Source organism: Streptomyces natalensis ATCC 27448 (assembly GCF_000935125.1).
Lineage (GTDB): Bacteria > Actinomycetota > Actinomycetes > Streptomycetales > Streptomycetaceae > Streptomyces > Streptomyces natalensis.
Window position 1 is genome coordinate 101,225 of the sequence record NZ_JRKI01000002.1, and the last position, 17,377, is coordinate 118,601.

Genomic DNA, 17,377 nt, shown 5'->3' on the forward strand with positions numbered 1-17,377 from the left:
CCACCGCATCAGGCATTGTGTCCCTGACGGTGGGCCGGAGGCGTGGACGAGGAGCGAGGACAAGTGGCGGTGGACCCACAGCGCGGCCAGCGCGGCAGCGGTGGCTCGGGCAGCAACGGCGGCGGTGGCCCTGCGGACCAGGGCGCGGGCGAGGACCGTAAACCGCAGTCGGACGAGGCGCACAGCGCCTTCACACCGCCGCTGGGAGTGCCGTATCCGCCGGTCCCGGAGGAGGAGCACCCGACCTCGGAATTCGCGCTGCCGCAGGGGCTGAGGCCGGAGCCGCCGGCCGAGCAGGAGGGGTCGGCGTTCGCTCCGCCGGGCAGCACGACCGGGCAGACCCCGCTGCCGGTCGGCGCGACCGCGATGAGCGCCTTCACCCCGCCGCACGGGATACCCGTCATCCGCCTCACCAAGGAGGCGCCCTGGCAGGACCGGATGCGCACCATGCTGCGGATGCCGGTCCACGAGCGGCCGGTGCCCGAGCGCATCGAGCGGGGCGGCGAGGAGACCGGCCCGGCCATTCCCCGCGTGCTCGACCTGACGCTGCGTATCGGCGAGATCCTGCTGGCCGGCGGCGAGGGCGCGGAGGACGTCGAGGCCGCGATGTTCGGCGTGGCGCATGCGTACGGACTGGAGCGGGTCGAGCCGACCGTCACCTTCACCCTGCTGTCGATCTCGTACCAGCCCTCGCTGGTGGACGATCCGCTCACGGCCAGCCGGACGGTGCGGCGCCGGGGCGTCGACTACAACCGGCTGTCGGCGGTCTTCCGGCTCGTCGACGACATCACCTCCGAGGGCATCACCCTGGAGGAGGCCTACCGCGGCCTGGCCGAGATCCGCCGTAACCGCCACCCGTACCCGAGCTGGGCGCTGACGCTGTCCTCCGGGCTGCTGTCCGGCGCCGCCTCGATGCTCGTCGGCGGCGGGGCGCTGGTGTTCGTCGCGGCCGCGGTGGGCTCGATGCTGGGCGACCGGCTGGCGTGGCTGGCGTCCGGGCGCGGGCTGCCGGAGTTCTACCAGTTCGTCGTCGCGGCGATGCCGCCCGCGGCGGTCGGCCTGGCCTTCGGGCTGGCGCACTCCACCGTCTCGGCGTCCGCCGCGATCACCGGTGGGCTGTTCGCGCTGATCCCGGGGCGGGCGCTGGTCGCCGGCGTCCAGGACGGCCTGACCGGCTACTACATCACCGCCTCCGCGCGTCTGCTGGAAGTCGGCTATCTGGTCGTCGGCATCGTCGTCGGCGTGCTGTCGGTGCTCTACATCGGACTCCAGCTCAACCCCGCCCTCAAGCACCTCAACCCCGAGCAGTCGTTCTCGCTCTACAACCAGCCGCCGGTGCAGATCATGGCGTCGATGCTGCTGGCGCTGGCGTTCTGTGTGCTGCTTCAGCAAGAACGTCACACCGTGGCGTTCGCGACGATAAACGGCGGCGTCGCCTGGGTCGTCTACGGCGCCCTCGCGGTGACCGCCCACTTCAACGAGGTGCCCGCCACGGCCATCGCCGCCGGGCTCGTCGGCCTCTTCGGCCAGCTGCTGTCCCGTTACCGCTACGCCTCCGCGCTGCCGTACGTCACCGCGGCCATCGGCCCGCTGCTGCCCGGTAGCGCGACCTACTTCGGGCTGCTGAATTTCGCCCAGGGCCATCTGATCGACGGCTTCTCGAAGCTGATCAAGGCCGCTTCGCTGGCGCTGGCCATCGCCGTCGGCGTGAACCTCGGAAGCGAGGTGGCGCGGCTGTTCCTGCGGGCCCCGAAGGAGCGGGAGGAGCCGAGCGGCGGCCGCCGGGCGGCGAAGCGGACCCGCGGCTTCTAGAGGCGGACCCGCGGCCGCCGGACGGCTCCGGAACACGAATGACGGGCGGCACCCCGACACGGTGCCGCCCGTTCGCATGATTTTCCGACGTCAATTTCGTACGGCATGACCCACGAAACCGTTGTACGGAAAACGGAGCGCGCAGGCGGGCGCACGACGGCCCGGAAACCGCCGCACGCCTCGCCTGTCGGCTATCGGCTCAGTGGCCGCCCTGCGCCTCGTAGCGCTTGTAGGAACGCTCGATCTCCGCCTCGGCGTCGGTGCGGCCGACCCAGTTGGCGCCCTCGACGGACTTGCCCGGCTCCAGGTCCTTGTAGACCTCGAAGAAGTGCTGGATCTCCAGGCGGTCGAACTCCGAGACGTGGTGGATGTCCCGCAGGTGCTCCACACGCGGGTCGGACGCCGGGACGCACAGCAGTTTGTCGTCGCCGCCGGCCTCGTCCGTCATCCGGAACATACCGATGGCGCGGCACTTGATCAGGCAACCGGGGAAGGTCGGCTCGTCCAGGATGACCAGGGCGTCCAGCGGGTCGCCGTCCTCGCCCAGGGTGTCCTCGACGAAGCCGTAGTCGGCCGGGTAGCTGGTCGAGGTGAAGAGTCGACGGTCCAGGCGGATCCGACCGGTCTCGTGGTCCACCTCGTACTTGTTCCGCGAACCCTTCGGGATCTCGATGGTGACGTCGAACTCCACGGGTGGCTCCTCCATGATCAACACACTGGTCTGGTGATTAAGTGTCCCCCACGCAGGTGTGTGATCGCGAAAGGGGCTGGTCCTAGGTGCCGGAGACCAGGTCATGGCAGGTCAAAGTGGGCGGCTGGGGCCGGTCGGCGGCGAGGGCGGTGGCCGGCGCGGGCAAGGGTGCTGCGGAGTTCGTCGCCGACGAGTGGTTCTTCGCGTGCCAGCGGTGGCGCAAGATGCCGCGCGAGCGCAAGCGGACATGGCAGCTGGCGGCCGGCTCCGCGGTGAGCGGCCTCGCGGTCGCCGCCGGCGCCATCGCCGTGTCCGGGCCCTGGGACGCCGGGCAGCGCACGGCCGAGCGGACGCTGGCGGCCGCGGCCGACGGCAGCAACGGCGGCCACCACGACGCGGCGGGCCGGGCGGTGCCCCACGCGCCGGCCGTCCTGGCCGCGCTGGGCGGCCCCGTCTCCGGACGCGGCGCCGCCCCCCTACCCACCGCGGCCGGGCTGGCCGATGCGCTGGCACCGCTCCTGAAGGCCCCCGAACTCGGCCCCCTGCGCAGCGCCTCCGTCCTGGACGTCGCCACCGGCCGCGAGGTCTTCGGCGTCAAACAAGGCACGCCCGCGACCCCCGCCTCGACCGTGAAGCTCGCCACCGCCGTGGCCGCGCTCTCCCTCCTCGGCCCCGACCACCGCATCGACACCACGGTCGTCGCCGACGGTGCCAAGCGCATCGTCCTGGTCGGCGGCGGCGACCCCACCCTCACCGCCCGCCCGCCCCGCACGGGCACCGGCGACCGGCCCGCCGGCCTGCGCACCCTGGCCGACGACACCGCCCGCGCCCTCAAGCGCCGCAAGACCACCACGATCACGCTCGGCTACGACACCTCGGCCTACACCGGCCCGGCCCTGCACCCCATCGGCCGCAACGAGAACCTCGCCCCCGTCACCGCCCTGATGGCCGACGAGGCCCGCCTGGACCGCTCCGACCACGGCCCCGCACCCCGCGCGGGTGACCCGGCGGCCGCCGCGGCCCGCACCTTCGCCCGCCTCCTGCACCAGCGCGGCATCACCGTCAGCGGCGCCCCCAAGTCCGCCCGGGCGCCCCGGAAGGCCGTCCGCATCGCCCGCGCCCACTCCCTGCCGCTCGGCGCCCTCGTGGAGCGGATGCTGACCAACAGCGACAACGACATCGCCGAGGCACTGGCCCGCCAGACCGCCCTCGCCGCCGGCCGGCCCGCCAGCTTCACCGGCGGCGGTGACGCCGTCCGCGCCGCCCTCGCCGCCCGCCATCTGCCCCTCGCCGGCGCCACGTTCAAGGACGGCAGCGGCCTCAACCGCGACGACAAGGTCTCCGCCGGCCTCCTCTCCCGCCTCCTGCTGGACGCCTCCTCGCCCGCCCACCCCACGCTCCGCCCCGTCGTCACGGGCCTCCCCGTGGCCGCCTTCACCGGCACCCTCAGCGGCCGCTACGCCCACACCGCCGGCGCCGGCGCCGTACGGGCCAAGACGGGCACCCTGACCGGCGTGAACACCCTGGCCGGAACCGTCGTCGACGCCGACGGCCGCCTCCTGGTCTTCGCCTTCATGACCAGCGGCACGACGGACCCCGCGGGGGCGCAGAGGGCCTTGGACAGCCTGGCCACGAGTGTGGCCAATTGCGGGTGCCGGTAGGGGTTTCTCCCCACGTTTTCGGCTTTCCCGCCGCGGGGGTTTGTCGCCGTAGCCCCTGCGGCGGGCGTGGGTTGTACGGGTGCGGTGCCACGCCTCCGGACTTCGTCCTGCGGCGCGGCCCCTCCCGTGGGTGGGGGGAGGGGGCCGGTGGGGGCGTGCGCCATCTGTCCGGCCCCGTATGACTCACTCGACAAACGGCACTCGACCGCCCACGGATCCCCCACTGGTTTTCTCCCACCCCAACGGGGAGGGGCCGGGCCGCAGGACGAAGTTCGGAGGCCCGGTCCCGCTGCCGAACAGCCCCGCGCCAGCGGCAACGCCCGCCGCAGGCGCCACGGCGAAGAACCCCCGCGGCGGGAAAGCCGACAACGTGGGGAGAAGCCAAATGCGCAGCGATACGGTGAACCCATGACGCGCATCGGTGGAACCGAGATGGTGGACTGGAATCTCGCGGTGTCGACCGCGACCCGCCTCGTACGCCCCGGCCCAGAGGTGAGCCGTGATGAGGCGCGGGCGATCGTGGCCGAATTGCGCCGGCATGCCAAGTCCTCCGAGGCCCACGTCCGCGCCTTCACCCGCATGGCACAGCCCGATGCGCTGGGCGAGACGCCGCTCGATACGCCGGTCCTGGTCGTGGACCGCCCCGGCTGGATCAAAGCCAACGTCGCCGGATTCCGCGCCGTCCTCAAGCCGCTGCTGGCCAAGATGGAGGACCGGCGCGCCGCCGTCCCCGGGGGCGCCGTCCTCGGTGCCGTCGGCGGCAAGGTGACCGGCGTCGAGCTGGGCATGCTGCTGTCGTTCCTGGCCTCCCGCGTCCTGGGTCAGTACGAGACCTTCGCGCCCGCCTCCCGGGACCTGCCCGCCGCCTCCCAGGGCGGCCGCCTCCTCCTGGTGGCGCCCAACATCGTCCACGTGGAGCGCGAGCTGGAGGTCGATCCGCACGACTTCCGGCTGTGGGTCTGCCTCCACGAGGAGACCCACCGCACCCAGTTCACCGCCGTGCCCTGGCTGCGCGACCACATCGAGGGCGAGATCCAGTCGTTCCTCGGCGAGACCGACATCGACCCGGGCACCCTCCTGGAGCGCCTGCGCGAGGCCGCCCAGTCGCTGGCCGGCGCCAAGCCCGAGGGCGAGGAGGGCGACGACGGCGGCCACTCCCTGGTCGACCTCGTCCAGACGCCCGTCCAGCGCGAGATCCTCTCCCGGCTGACCGCCGTGATGTCCCTGCTGGAGGGCCACGCCGACTACGTCATGGACGGCGTCGGCCCCGACGTGGTGCCCTCCGTCGCCGAGATCCGCGAGAAGTTCCAGAAGCGCCGGGCCAGCGGCGCGGGCCGGCTCGACCAGGCGCTGCGCAAACTGCTCGGGCTGGACGCCAAGCTGCGCCAGTACCGCGACGGCGAGCGGTTCGTGCGCGCCGTCGTCGAAGAGGTCGGCATGGACGGTTTCAACCGTGTGTGGACCTCACCCAACACCCTCCCCACCAAACAGGAGATCGCCAAACCGGCGGACTGGATCGCGCGGGTGCACCGCAAGGCGGACGGGGCGTCGTGAGCATGTTCCGTCGACCGGGCGCGCCGTGCGGCAGAAGAGCGCCCCTTCAATCACCCGTCTGAGGGACCGTGGCCCATGGATAGGCGTGCAATGCTCGGGGAACCTCCCGCCTCTGTCACCATCTAGGCACTCTGTGTGATGGCGACGACGTGACCAACCACACCCGCGACGTCGCCCTCCGCGCCCGAGGCTCCAGCTGAACGATTGGAAACGGACATGGGTCCCCATCCAGCGGTCGCCGCGATACGCCTGGCGGTCCGCCGCGTACTCCACGACGTGCTCACCCACCACCACGCGCAGGGGCGGCACGACCCGCCGCTCGTGCTCGTCGCCTGCTCCGGCGGCGCCGACTCCATGGCGCTCGCCTCCGCCCTCGCCTTCGAAGCCCCCAAACTCGGCGTACGAGCCGGAGGAGTCACCGTCGACCACGGTCTCCAGGACGGCTCCGACCTCCGCGCCGCCGAGGTCGCCCTGCGCCTGCGGGCCCTGCGGCTCGATCCCGTGGAGACCCTCACCGTCGAGGTCGGCCGGGACGGCGGCCCCGAAGCCGCCGCCCGTGACGCCCGCTACGCCGCCCTCGACGCCGCCGCCGAACGCCACGGCGCCGCCGCGGTCCTGCTCGGCCACACCCGCGACGACCAGGCCGAGACCGTACTGCTGGGCCTGGCCCGCGGGTCCGGCACCCGCTCGCTGTCCGGCATGGCCGTCACCAGCGGCACCGACGGGCGCTACCGCCGCCCCTTCCTCGACGTCGACCGCCAGACCGCCCGCAAAGCCTGTCTGATGCAGTCCCTGCCCGTCTGGGACGACCCCCACAACAACGACCCCGCCTACACCCGCTCCCGGCTGCGCCACGAAGGACTGCCCGCCCTGGAGAAGGCGCTGGGCAAGGGCGTCGTCGAGGCGCTCGCCCGCACCGCCCAGCTCTCCCGTGACGACGCCGACGCGCTCGACGCCTGGGCCGCCGACGCCGAGGCCGCCGTGTTCGACGACGCGGGCACCATGGACGTCGCCGCGCTCTACGCCCTGCCGCCCGCGGTGCGCCGACGGGTGCTGCGCCGGGCCGTCATCGCCGCCGGTTCACCGGCCGGTTCGCTCTTCGCCCGCCACATCGAAGAAGTGGACCGTCTGATCACCGCCTGGCGCGGTCAGGGAGCCATCAACCTCCCCGGGCGCGTCGGAGTCCGCCGGCAGGGTGGCAGACTGGTCATCCGGCAGGGCTGAGCCGCAGCGCGCTGCCCGGCTCCGGCAGTCGCTTCATGAGACGTACGACTCATGAGTGCGCCGTACGGCGGATCATGAATTGACCGGTCAGGAACACCGAACCGAGCGAGAGTGGCACGGGTGGACGTAAAGGACATGGGCGCCGACCTTCAGTCGGTACTCATCAGCAAAGAAGAGATCGACGCGAAGCTGGCCGAGCTGGCCGCGAAGATCGACGCGGAGTACGCGGGCAAGGACCTGCTCATCGTCGGCGTCCTCAAGGGCGCCGTGATGGTGATGGCGGACCTGGCACGTGCCCTGTCCACCCCCGTCACGATGGACTGGATGGCCGTGTCCTCCTACGGCGCGGGCACCCAGTCCTCCGGTGTCGTCCGCATCCTCAAGGACCTGGACACCGACATCAAGGGCAAGCACGTCCTGATCGTCGAGGACATCATCGACTCGGGTCTGACCCTGTCGTGGCTGCTGTCGAACCTCGGCTCGCGCGAGCCGGCCTCCCTGGAGGTCTGCACGCTGCTGCGCAAGCCCGACGCGGCGAAGGTCGCCATCGATGTGAAGTGGATCGGCTTCGACATTCCCAACGAATTCGTCGTCGGCTACGGGCTGGATTTCGCGGAGAAGTACCGGAATCTGCCGTTCGTGGGTACCCTCGCGCCACACGTCTACGGCGGCTGACCGCTGCCGCGGCCCGGCGGGAACCCTTCGGGGCCTCCCGCCGTTGGAGCAGGGAGAGCGCATTCCCCGGCAGTATGTTCCCGGCCCCGTGTTCACTGTCGGCTTCACGGTCGGCACAGGCGCCGGGTGACAATGCTGGGGTACCGTCCGAAGGCAGTTCGTTTTCGGGCCAGTAATACACCGTACGCACGACCAGCCCTCCCCAGGGCGTTGTGCCTCACTGTGGCAGGAGGGACGGGGCCTCAAACGGCTCCGTATGGATGGACGTGAAGCGATACTTCCGTGGGCCGGTCATGTGGATCGTGCTGGCCGTCCTCGCCGTGGTCGTGTTGATGCAGGTCGTCGGCTCGTCCGGCGGCTACAAGACGGTGGACACCGGTCAGGTCGTCAAGGCGATCGCTGACAACAAGGTGAAGTCCGCCGAGCTGACGACCGGTGACGAGAACAAGATCAAGGTCGAGCTGTCGGGCTCCTACAAGGTCGACGGCTCCAACAAGATCCAGGCGAGCTATATCGGCGACCAGGGCGTCGATCTGGCCAAGAACCTGCAGGCCAAATACCAGACGGGCGACATCAAGGACGGCTACACCGTCTCGCCGTCGAAGCAGAACCCGTTCGTCTCGATGCTGATCTCGCTGGTCCCCTTCGTGGCCATCGTGGTGATCTTCCTGTTCCTGATGAACCAGGCGCAGGGCGGCGGCTCCCGGGTGATGAACTTCGGCAAGTCGAAGGCCAAGCTGATCACCAAGGACACGCCCAAGACGACCTTCTCGGACGTCGCGGGCTCGGACGAGGCCGTCGAAGAACTCCAGGAGATCAAGGAATTCCTCCAGGAGCCGGCGAAGTTCCAGGCCGTCGGCGCCAAGATCCCCAAGGGTGTGCTGCTGTACGGCCCGCCCGGAACGGGCAAGACGCTGCTCGCACGCGCCGTCGCGGGCGAGGCCGGCGTGCCGTTCTACTCGATCTCCGGCTCCGACTTCGTCGAGATGTTCGTCGGTGTCGGTGCCTCCCGGGTCCGTGACCTCTTCGAGCAGGCCAAGGCGAACGCCCCGGCGATCGTCTTCGTCGACGAGATCGACGCCGTCGGCCGGCACCGTGGTGCGGGCCTGGGCGGCGGTCACGACGAGCGCGAGCAGACCCTCAACCAGCTGCTGGTCGAGATGGACGGCTTCGACGTCAAGGGCGGCGTCATCCTCATCGCCGCCACGAACCGCCCCGACATCCTCGACCCGGCGCTGCTGCGGCCCGGCCGTTTCGACCGGCAGATCGCCGTCGACCGCCCGGACATGCAGGGCCGGCTGGAGATCCTCAAGGTCCACCAGAAGGGCAAGCCGGTCGCTCCGGATGTCGACCTGTCGGCCGTCGCCAAGCGCACCCCCGGCTTCACCGGTGCCGATCTGTCGAACGTCCTGAACGAGGCCGCGCTGCTGACGGCCCGCAGCGACCAGAAGCTGATCAACAACCACTTCCTGGACGAGGCGATCGACCGCGTCGTGGCCGGACCGCAGAAGCGGACCCGGATCATGTCCGACAAGGAGAAGAAGATCACCGCGTACCACGAGGGCGGACACGCCCTGGTGGCGGCGGCGTCCCCGAACTCCGACCCGGTCCACAAGATCACGATCCTGTCCCGCGGCCGGGCCCTGGGTTACACCATGGTTCTGCCCGACGAGGACAAGTACTCCACCACCCGCAACGAGATGCTCGACCAGCTGGCGTACATGCTGGGCGGGCGCGCGGCGGAGGAGCTGGTCTTCCACGACCCGACCACCGGTGCCGCCAACGACATCGAGAAGGCCACCGCAACGGCCCGCGCGATGGTCACGCAGTACGGCATGACCGAGCGGCTCGGCGCGATCAAGTTCGGCACGGACAACTCCGAGCCGTTCCTGGGCCGTGAGATGGGTCACCAGCGCGACTACTCCGAAGAGGTCGCGGCCCTGGTCGACGAGGAGGTCAAGAAGCTCATCGAGACCGCCCACAACGAAGCGTGGGAGATCCTCGTCGAGAACCGCGACATCCTCGACAACCTGGTGCTGGAGCTGCTGGAGAAGGAGACCCTCGGCAAGGAGGAGATCGCCGAGATCTTCAAGCACGTGGTCAGGCGTCCGGCCCGCCCGGCGTGGACCGGCTCCTCGCGGCGTACGCCCTCCAGCCGGCCGCCGGTGCTCTCCCCCAGGGAGCTGACCCCGGCCAACGGCTCGGTGCCGACCACCGCGACGGTCTCCACCGAGAAGACCGAAGCCGCTCCCGAGGACACCGCTTCCGAGAGCTGACGCAGGTCCGCAGCGGCGGGCCCGTACCGGACCCGGAATGAATGCCGCGTCCCGCAGGTTTTAGCCTGGGGGCGCGGCATCCCGCGTTTTGAGGGCGCCGCACGGGCGCAGAGAGAACGAGGCACCACATGACGGACCCCGTGACCCTGGACGGCGACGGCACGATCGGCGTATTCGACGAGAAGCGCGCCGAGAACGCCGTGCGCGAGCTGCTCATCGCGGTCGGGGAGGACCCGGACCGTGAGGGGCTGCTGGAGACACCGGCGCGGGTGGCGCGGGCGTACAAGGAGATTCTGGCGGGGCTTTGGCAGACGCCGGAGGACGTGCTGACGACCACGTTCGATCTCGGGCATGACGAGATGGTGCTGGTCAAGGACATCGAAATCGTCAGCCTGTGCGAACACCATCTCCTGCCGTTCCACGGCGTGGCGCACGTCGGCTACATCCCGGCCGAGAACGGCAAGATCACCGGGCTGTCCAAGCTGGCCCGGCTGGTCGAGGTCTATGCCCGTCGCCCGCAGGTGCAGGAGCGCCTCACGACGCAGATCGCCGATTCGCTGATGCGGATCCTTGAGGCGCGTGGCGCGATCGTGGTCGTCGAGGCGGAGCACATGTGCATGTCGGTGCGCGGTATCCGCAAGCCCGGCGCCAAGACGACGACCTCGGCCGTGCGCGGCCAGCTGCGGGACGCGTCCACACGGGCCGAGGCGATGAGCCTGATAATGGCCCGCTGACGCAGCGCTTTGCCGGTCTCTCCCCACGTTGTCGGCTGTGCCGCCGTGGGGGTGTGTCGCCGTTGCGTGGGCCGGTCCGCTGCGCGGGACTGTTCGGCAGCGGCGCCGGGCCTGCACGGCTCCGCCCTACGGCCCGGCGTCTCCCCGTCGGAGGTGGGGAAAGACGGTCGGTGGGGCCGGGGGGCGTGTCAGACGGCGTGGCGGGATTCTGGTGCGGTGTGGTGCGGCCTGGCGAGGGGGCCCCGCTTGGGGTGGTGCTCCTTCTTCGGGGCGCTGGGGGTGTCGGCCCGCAGGCGGCCGCCCATCCACTCCAGCGCGGCCGGAATCTCGCGGCGCCAGGTGTTGAAGTTGTGGCCACCGCTGTCGAGGATGATCGACGCGACACGGGAGGGCGACTTGGTCTGCTGGATGAAGCGCAGCGTCTGCTTGTAGTTGTGCTCGCCCACCTTGCTGCTGGTGACCAGCAGGTTCACCGGCGGGGCGGGGCGGTGGTTCTGGCGCCACAGGAGGTTGTTCTCCAGGGCCAGCCGGGGGTTGCCGGCGAAGAGGTCGCCGGTGGTGGCGTCGATGGGGGCCTTGTACTCCCCGGAGAGGGCGACGGCGGTGGAGAACGCGTTGGGGTGGCGCATGGTCATCTTCAGCGCGCAGTAGCCGCCGGTGGAGTCGCCCATGATGCCCCAGTTCTTGGCCGAGGTGCCGACGCGGTAATGCGAGGCGATGTTCGCCCGCAGGTCGCGGGTGAAGAAGGTCTCGGTCTGGGGCCCGCCGGGGACGTCCACGCACTCGGTGTCGCGGGGCGGGGCGACCGTCGGCCGCATCATCACCAGAATGGTCGGCTGCATTTTGTGCTTCTTGATCAGATCGTGCTCGGTCTGGGGGTAATCCAGCTTTTTGTAGAGAGCCTCGGCGGTGCCGGGGTAGCCGGTGAGGACGACCGCTGCCGGAAACTTCTTCTTCGCGTATTTCGCCTGGAAATACTGAGGCGGCAGATACACATATGCTGGGCTGCTGATCTCGGACTGCTCGCCGCGGACCAGAACCTTTTCGAGCCGGCCGCCCTTCGTGGGCCGGGAGCCGCCCGGGATACTGATCCGCTCCGAGCCGAGCATCTGGAGCTTGGTTCCGTTGGGGCCGGTCTGGTAATTCGTGACGACGCCCGGCGCCTGCTCCTGGCCGAAGAGGTCGGCCCACGAGGCGTAGAAACCGAAGGAATTGTTGGCTATGAGGCCAACGACGGCGAAGAGGGATATCTGGGTGGCCAGGAGTAGACCGATACGGCCGAGTACGGTGCGCCAGTTTCCCTTGGACAGGCGCGGCCAGAGCCAGATGGTGACGACGAAAAGTGCTACCGCTACGAGGACGGCAAGGAGCAGCACTTTTTTGCTGGTGAGGCCCATTCGGTGCTTTCTGCCGGGCGGCCGGTCCAGCCGGGCCGCTGGTGGAACCCCGAGCCCTGAAACGCCGTCATACAGGGCGCAAAAAGTCCAGATGCTGCGACAAGGCTCGCACGTTCTCTCGACCGGGGCGACGGGAAAGTGATGTCTGACAGGCTAGATGGCGAAAAGTCGGGGAAGGTTGCGTGGCGCTCGCCACGCTGGCTCCGAGGCCCGCGGCCCGAGAAGGTTCCCGGCTTCGTCGGAACGGCCGGCGTGGTCGTCGGCCTGCTGAATCTGACGGCCGGGGTCTTCCCCCGCTTCCGGCACAGCAAGATGCATGCCCTGGCCGAGGTGCTGCCGGGTGCGGTGAGCCAGCTGGCCGCCGCCGCGTCCATCGTCGTGGGCATCCTGCTGCTTCTGCTGGCCCACGGGCTCAAACGGCGTAAGCGGCGGACCTGGGTGGCGGCCGTGGCGCTGCTCCCGGTGGGGATCGCCGCACAACTCGTGTACCGCCACTCCGTTTTCGGAGCGGTGCTCTCGATGGCGTTGCTGGTGTTCCTGGTGTGGCACCGCAAGGAGTTCGCGGCCCTGCCCGACCCGCGCAGCCGCTGGAAGGCCGTCGCCAACTTCGTCGTCCTCGGCGGCGCCGGCTTCGGCATCGGCATGGTGATCGTCAGCTCCCACCCCCACAAGACCATCGGCTCGCCGTCCTTCTGGGAGCGCACCCAGCACGTCCTGTGGGGCCTGTTCGGCTTCGAGGGGCCCGTCTCCTACACCCAGGGCGTCGACTACACCGTCGGCTACTCGCTGGGCGCCCTGGGCCTGCTGACCCTGGCCACCACCGCGTATCTCGCCTTCCGCCCCGAGCACCCGGCCGCCTGCCTCACCGAGGACGACGAGCACCGGCTGCGCGAGTTGCTGGCCCAGCACGGCGCCCGCGATTCGCTGGGCTACTTCGCGTTGCGCCGCGACAAGGGCGCGGTCTTCTCGCCGACCGGCAAGGCCGCCGTCTGCTACCGGGTGATCTCGGGCGTGATGCTGGCCAGCGGCGACCCGATCGGCGATGTGGAGGCCTGGCCGGGCGCCATCGAACGCTTCATGGAGGAGGCGCGGGCGCATTCCTGGACGCCCGCGGTGACCGGTTGCAGCGAGACCGGAGGCCAGGTGTGGACGCGCGAGACGGGTATGGACGCGCTGGAGCTGGGCGACGAGGCGATCGTGGACGTGGCCGACTTCACCCTGACCGGCCGTGCGATGCGCAACGTACGGCAGATGGTCAAGCGCATCGAGCGCAACGGGTACGAGACCCGGGTGCGGCGGGTGCGCGATCTGGAGCCCGAGGAGCTGGCCCGTGTCCAGGCCGCCGCCGACGCCTGGCGCGACACCGACACCGAGCGCGGCTTCTCCATGGCGCTGGGTCGGATAGACGCGCAGACGGACGGCGATGCGGTGATCGCCACCGCGCATCTGCCGGCCGCCGAGGGCGAGCCGGCCGGCCCCTACGGTGACCTCAAGGCGATGCAGCACTACGTGCCGTGGGGCGACAACGGGATCTCCCTGGAGCTGATGCGCCGGGACCGCAGCGCGGACCCCGGGATGAACGAGCTGCTGATCGTCGCCGCCCTCCAGGCGGCGCCGGACCTGAAGATCGAGCAGGTGTCGCTGAACTTCGCGGTCTTCCGCTCCTCCCTGGAGCGCGGCGAGAAGCTCGGCGCCGGGCCGGTCATCCGGATCTGGCGGGGCATGCTGATCTTCCTGTCGCGCTGGTACCAGATCGAATCGCTCTACAAGTTCAACGACAAGTTCCGGCCGCGCTGGGAGCCGCGCTTCGTGGTCTTCCGCAACAGCCGTGACATCCCCCGGATCGGTCTGGCGGCGCTCCAGGCCGAGGGCTATCTGGAGCTCGGCCTGCCGCGCGCACTGCGCCGTACGAAGAGCGCCGAGCCGCGCCCCTGCGCGCACACGGCGGAGCGGGCCGCGGAGCCGGAGGCGGTCGAGAGCGCCGCGTGAGGGGGGCCTCGGGGCCCCGCGCCGCCCTGCGAACACCCCCCATCCGGCCGGTCGGCACACGGCCTACGCTGGGGTCATGAGTACCTTGCGTGGCCGGGTGGCCGGACTGCCGGACTGGGACCGCTGCGCGGTGATGGGCGTCGTCAATGTGACGCCCGATTCGTTCTCCGACGGCGGCGAGTGGTTCGACCCCGAGCTCGCCGTCAAACACGGGCTCGATCTGGTGGCGCAGGGCGCCGACCTGGTGGACGTGGGCGGCGAGTCGACCCGGCCGGGCGCGGCGCGGGTGGACGAGGCCGAGGAACTGCGCCGGGTGGTCCCCGTCGTACGGGAGCTGGCCGCCGCCGGCGCGGTGGTCTCCGTCGACACCATGCGGGCGTCCGTCGCCGAGCAGGCCGTGGCGGCCGGGGCGCAGTTGGTCAACGACGTCAGCGCGGGCGGCGCCGACCCGGCGATGATCCCGCTGGTGGCCGAGGCACAGGTCCCGTTCGTGGTGATGCACTGGCGCGGCCGGTCGATCGACATGAACAACCGCGCGGTCTACGGGGACGTGGTGCGCGAGGTCGTCGACGAGCTGGGACGCTCCATGGATCGGGCGGTCTCCGGCGGCGTCGACCCGCAGCGGATCGTCGTCGACCCGGGCCTGGGCTTCGCCAAGAACGCCGAGCACGATCTTGCGCTGGTCGCCGGGCTGTCCCGGCTGCGGGCGCTGGGGCGTCCCCTTCTGGTGGCCGCATCGAGGAAACGGTTCCTGGGCAGGGTGCTGGCGGGCGGCGAGGGAGCCGCCCCGCCGCCCGCCAGGGAGCGGGACGCGGCCACGGCCGCGGTATCGGCGATCGTGGCGCGGGAGGGGGCCTGGGCGGTGCGGGTGCACGAGGTGCGGGCGAGCGCGGACGCGGTACGGGTGGCCCGCGCGGTGGAGGCCGCGGCGGCGGGGACGAGCGGGACGACGGAACAGACGACGGGAGCGGTGTGAGCGGCTTGGGGCCACAAACGGACATCGAGCTGGTCGAGCAGGCGAACACCACCCTGTACGAGACCATCGAGCGCGGCGATCACGAGGCGCTGTCCGAGCTGTGGCTCGAAGGTCAGGTGAGCGTGGTGCACCCGGGGTGGCCGGTCCTGCGCGGACGCGGCGAGGTGCTGCGCTCATACGCGCTGATCATGGCGAACACCGAGTACATCCAGTTCTTTCTGACGGATGTGGAGATCGACGTCATCGGGGACACCGCGCTGGTGACCTGCACCGAGAACATCCTCAGCGGGGGCCCGGCCGAGGCCGGGGAGACGGTGGGGCCGCTGATCGGCCAGCTTGTCGTGGCCACGAATGTGTTCAAGCGCACGGAGGACGGCTGGCGGCTGTGGTCGCACCACGGGTCGCCGGTGCTGGCCGACCGCGAGGACGACGAGGACGAGGAAGACGGCGAGGCGGAGGGGAACGGCAACGGTCCGGCCGCCGGGATCTGAGCGCGGCTACCGGGCCGGTCCGGGGCGGGATCCGGGGCCCTTCGGGTACGTCAGCGGGGCGGCCCCGGGGGCACCCGTTCGAGCCAAGTGCGGGCCGGGTAGGGGTGGGGCGTGGGCGAAGGGGTAAGACGTCGCGCGGATGACCTCTCGCGGCCCGCCTAGCAGCAGGACGGGGACTTGTCCATAGCCCCCTTGGGCGAGCACTGTCGGTGCTCGCAGGTAGATTCGAGTGTGGAGCGGTGTGCCGGATGAGTCCGGAGCCTGCCCGCTTTCGAAGATCGGTGGCGCCGGCGGTGCCAGTGGACCAGTGGGAGTGATTCGCGTGGATCGTGTCGCGCTGCGTGGGCTCAAGGCCCGAGGGCACCACGGGGTGTTTCCCCGGGAACGCGAGGAAGGCCAGACCTTCATCGTCGACCTGGTGCTCGGCCTGGACACCCGTGCCGCCGCGGCGTCCGACGACCTCGCGAAGACCGTGCACTACGGCGTCGTGGCCGAAGAGGTGGTGGCCGCCGTGGAGGGCGAGCCGGTCGACCTCATCGAGACCCTTGCGGAGCGGATCGCCGACCAGTGCCTCAAGCATGAGGGGGTCAAGGAGGTGGAGGTGGTGGTGCACAAGCCGGATGCCCCGATCACCGTCCCCTTCGACGACGTGACCATCACCATTACCCGGAGTGCCGCATGAACACCAGCAGCGACCCGACCGTACAGCCGGTGCCCGCCTCCGTCGTGGAGCAGGTGGACGCCGCCGATGTGACGCTGTCCAACCCCAAACGCGCCGTGATCTCCCTCGGCAGCAATCTCGGCAACCGCCTGGAGACCCTCCAGGGCGCCATCGATGCGCTGGAGGACACCCCCGGCCTGCGGGTCAAGGCGGTCTCCCCGGTGTACGAGACCGAGCCGTGGGGCGTCGATCCCGCCTCCCAGCCGGCGTACTTCAACGCCGTGGTGCTGATCAAGACGACCCTGCCGCCGGACTCCCTCCTGGAGCGCGGACACGCCATCGAGGAAGCCTTCGAGCGGGTGCGCGACGAGCGCTGGGGCCCGCGCACGATCGACGTCGACATCCTGGCCTACCAGGACGTCGTCTCCGACGACCCGCGGCTGACGCTGCCGCATCCGCGCGCCCATGAGCGCGCGTTCGTGCTGGTGCCGTGGCACGACGTGGACCCGCAGGCGCAGGTCCCCGGGCACGGCGCGGTCGCCGAACTGCTCGCCTCGCTCGGCCACGAGGGCGTGCGTCCGCGGGCCGACCTGGAACTGCGGCTGCCCGAGTAGTCGTTAGGGTGACGGGGCGGGTGCATACGGCAGCGTCCCGCTGCGGGGCGAGGCGTAGACGGCGCCTCCGTATGGCATGCATCCGTACGCAACGGCCACGACGGCCACGAGGGCGGAGGGGCGAGGCTCGGTGAAGCAGCTACACATCAAGGTGCTGGTCGGGCTGTTCCTGGCGGCCGGGGTGCTGGCCTGGGGCGGCGCCCGGCTGTGGGATTCCTTGGGCACGCTGCCGAGCGTGCCGAAGGCGGCGCCGGTCGTGCTGGCGCTGATCGCCGCCGTCCTGGCCGCCACGGCCTTCTCGCTGCGTTCGCGGCTGCGCGCCCAGCGTGAGCGGCGGCCGGACGCCAAGGGCGTCGACCCCCTGGTGGCCGCCCGTGCGGTGGTCTTCGGGCAGGCCAGCGCCCTGGTGGCGGCGCTGGTCGCCGGGCTCTACGGCGGGGTCGGCGTCTTTCTGCTGACCTCGGGCCTGGACGTCGCACCGCGCCGTGAGCAGGCGATCTACGCGGGGCTCTCGGTCCTGGCGGGGGTGGCCGTGGTCATCGCCGCGCTCTTCCTGGAGCGGGTGTGCAAGCTCCCCGAGGTCGACGACGATCACGACCACCGGGGAGCGTCGCGGGCCTGA

At 70.8% G+C, this 17,377-nt stretch carries 15 protein-coding genes; 13 read left to right on the forward strand and 2 right to left on the reverse strand.

Annotation, left to right across the window (positions count from 1 at the left end):
* Window positions 1-63: 63 nt before the first annotated feature.
* Window positions 64-1,812, forward strand: a complete 1,749-nt coding sequence (locus SNA_RS00610) for a threonine/serine exporter family protein (protein WP_044362500.1) — start codon at window positions 64-66, stop codon at window positions 1,810-1,812.
* Between the two features lie 199 nt (window positions 1,813-2,011).
* Here SNA_RS00610 and SNA_RS00615 read toward each other — a convergent pair whose 3' ends face one another.
* Complete coding sequence (locus SNA_RS00615; RefSeq protein ID WP_030065640.1) at window positions 2,012-2,503, reverse strand: inorganic diphosphatase; 492 nt, start codon at window positions 2,501-2,503, stop codon at window positions 2,012-2,014.
* Window positions 2,504-2,727: 224 nt separating this feature from the next.
* Here SNA_RS00615 and dacB point away from each other — a divergent pair, with 224 nt between their 5' ends.
* The 6 genes from dacB to folE all read left to right on the forward strand — a co-directional run bounded on the left by dacB (window position 2,728) and on the right by folE (window position 10,627).
* On the forward strand, window positions 2,728-4,164 hold the full coding sequence (gene dacB, locus SNA_RS00620; RefSeq protein ID WP_078969594.1) for a D-alanyl-D-alanine carboxypeptidase/D-alanyl-D-alanine endopeptidase: 1,437 nt from the start codon (window positions 2,728-2,730) through the stop codon (window positions 4,162-4,164).
* Between the two features lie 408 nt (window positions 4,165-4,572).
* On the forward strand, window positions 4,573-5,718 hold the full coding sequence (locus SNA_RS00625) for a zinc-dependent metalloprotease (RefSeq protein WP_030066143.1): 1,146 nt from the start codon (window positions 4,573-4,575) through the stop codon (window positions 5,716-5,718).
* Window positions 5,719-5,934: 216 nt separating this feature from the next.
* On the forward strand, window positions 5,935-6,942 hold the full coding sequence (gene tilS, locus SNA_RS00630; RefSeq protein ID WP_044362502.1) for a tRNA lysidine(34) synthetase TilS: 1,008 nt from the start codon (window positions 5,935-5,937) through the stop codon (window positions 6,940-6,942).
* Window positions 6,943-7,077: 135 nt separating this feature from the next.
* The gene (gene hpt / locus SNA_RS00635) at window positions 7,078-7,617 is read left to right on the forward strand and encodes a hypoxanthine phosphoribosyltransferase (protein ID WP_030066146.1); all 540 of its coding nucleotides are present in this window, start codon (window positions 7,078-7,080) and stop codon (window positions 7,615-7,617) included.
* A 260-nt stretch (window positions 7,618-7,877) separates the two neighbouring features.
* Window positions 7,878-9,893 (forward strand): ATP-dependent zinc metalloprotease FtsH, encoded by a 2,016-nt coding sequence (gene ftsH / locus SNA_RS00640; protein WP_030066147.1) that lies wholly within the window; start codon window positions 7,878-7,880, stop codon window positions 9,891-9,893.
* A 128-nt stretch (window positions 9,894-10,021) separates the two neighbouring features.
* Entirely contained in the window at window positions 10,022-10,627 is a 606-nt protein-coding gene (gene folE, locus SNA_RS00645) for a GTP cyclohydrolase I FolE (RefSeq protein ID WP_030066148.1), read from the forward strand.
* Between the two features lie 188 nt (window positions 10,628-10,815).
* On the opposite strand, the gene SNA_RS00650 is transcribed toward folE, so the two are convergent.
* Window positions 10,816-12,024 (reverse strand): alpha/beta hydrolase, encoded by a 1,209-nt coding sequence (locus SNA_RS00650; RefSeq protein WP_078969582.1) that lies wholly within the window; start codon window positions 12,022-12,024, stop codon window positions 10,816-10,818.
* Between the two features lie 141 nt (window positions 12,025-12,165).
* Here SNA_RS00650 and SNA_RS00655 point away from each other — a divergent pair, with 141 nt between their 5' ends.
* The 6 genes from SNA_RS00655 to SNA_RS00680 all read left to right on the forward strand — a co-directional run bounded on the left by SNA_RS00655 (window position 12,166) and on the right by SNA_RS00680 (window position 17,377).
* Window positions 12,166-14,013, forward strand: coding sequence for a phosphatidylglycerol lysyltransferase domain-containing protein (locus tag SNA_RS00655; RefSeq protein WP_030066150.1), 1,848 nt, complete (start codon window positions 12,166-12,168; stop codon window positions 14,011-14,013).
* Window positions 14,014-14,089: 76 nt separating this feature from the next.
* Window positions 14,090-14,989: a dihydropteroate synthase gene (gene folP / locus SNA_RS00660; protein ID WP_044362505.1), complete on the forward strand. Its 900-nt coding sequence runs from the start codon at window positions 14,090-14,092 to the stop codon at window positions 14,987-14,989.
* Between the two features lie 5 nt (window positions 14,990-14,994).
* Complete coding sequence (locus SNA_RS00665; protein WP_037790051.1) at window positions 14,995-15,480, forward strand: nuclear transport factor 2 family protein; 486 nt, start codon at window positions 14,995-14,997, stop codon at window positions 15,478-15,480.
* 322 nt (window positions 15,481-15,802) lie between these two features.
* Entirely contained in the window at window positions 15,803-16,162 is a 360-nt protein-coding gene (gene folB, locus SNA_RS00670) for a dihydroneopterin aldolase (protein ID WP_044362508.1), read from the forward strand.
* Window positions 16,159-16,755 (forward strand): 2-amino-4-hydroxy-6-hydroxymethyldihydropteridine diphosphokinase, encoded by a 597-nt coding sequence (gene folK, locus SNA_RS00675; protein WP_030066152.1) that lies wholly within the window; start codon window positions 16,159-16,161, stop codon window positions 16,753-16,755. Before folB ends, folK begins: the two co-directional genes overlap by 4 nt.
* Window positions 16,756-16,885: 130 nt before the next feature.
* Window positions 16,886-17,377, forward strand: a complete 492-nt coding sequence (locus SNA_RS00680) for a DUF3180 domain-containing protein (RefSeq protein ID WP_030066153.1) — start codon at window positions 16,886-16,888, stop codon at window positions 17,375-17,377.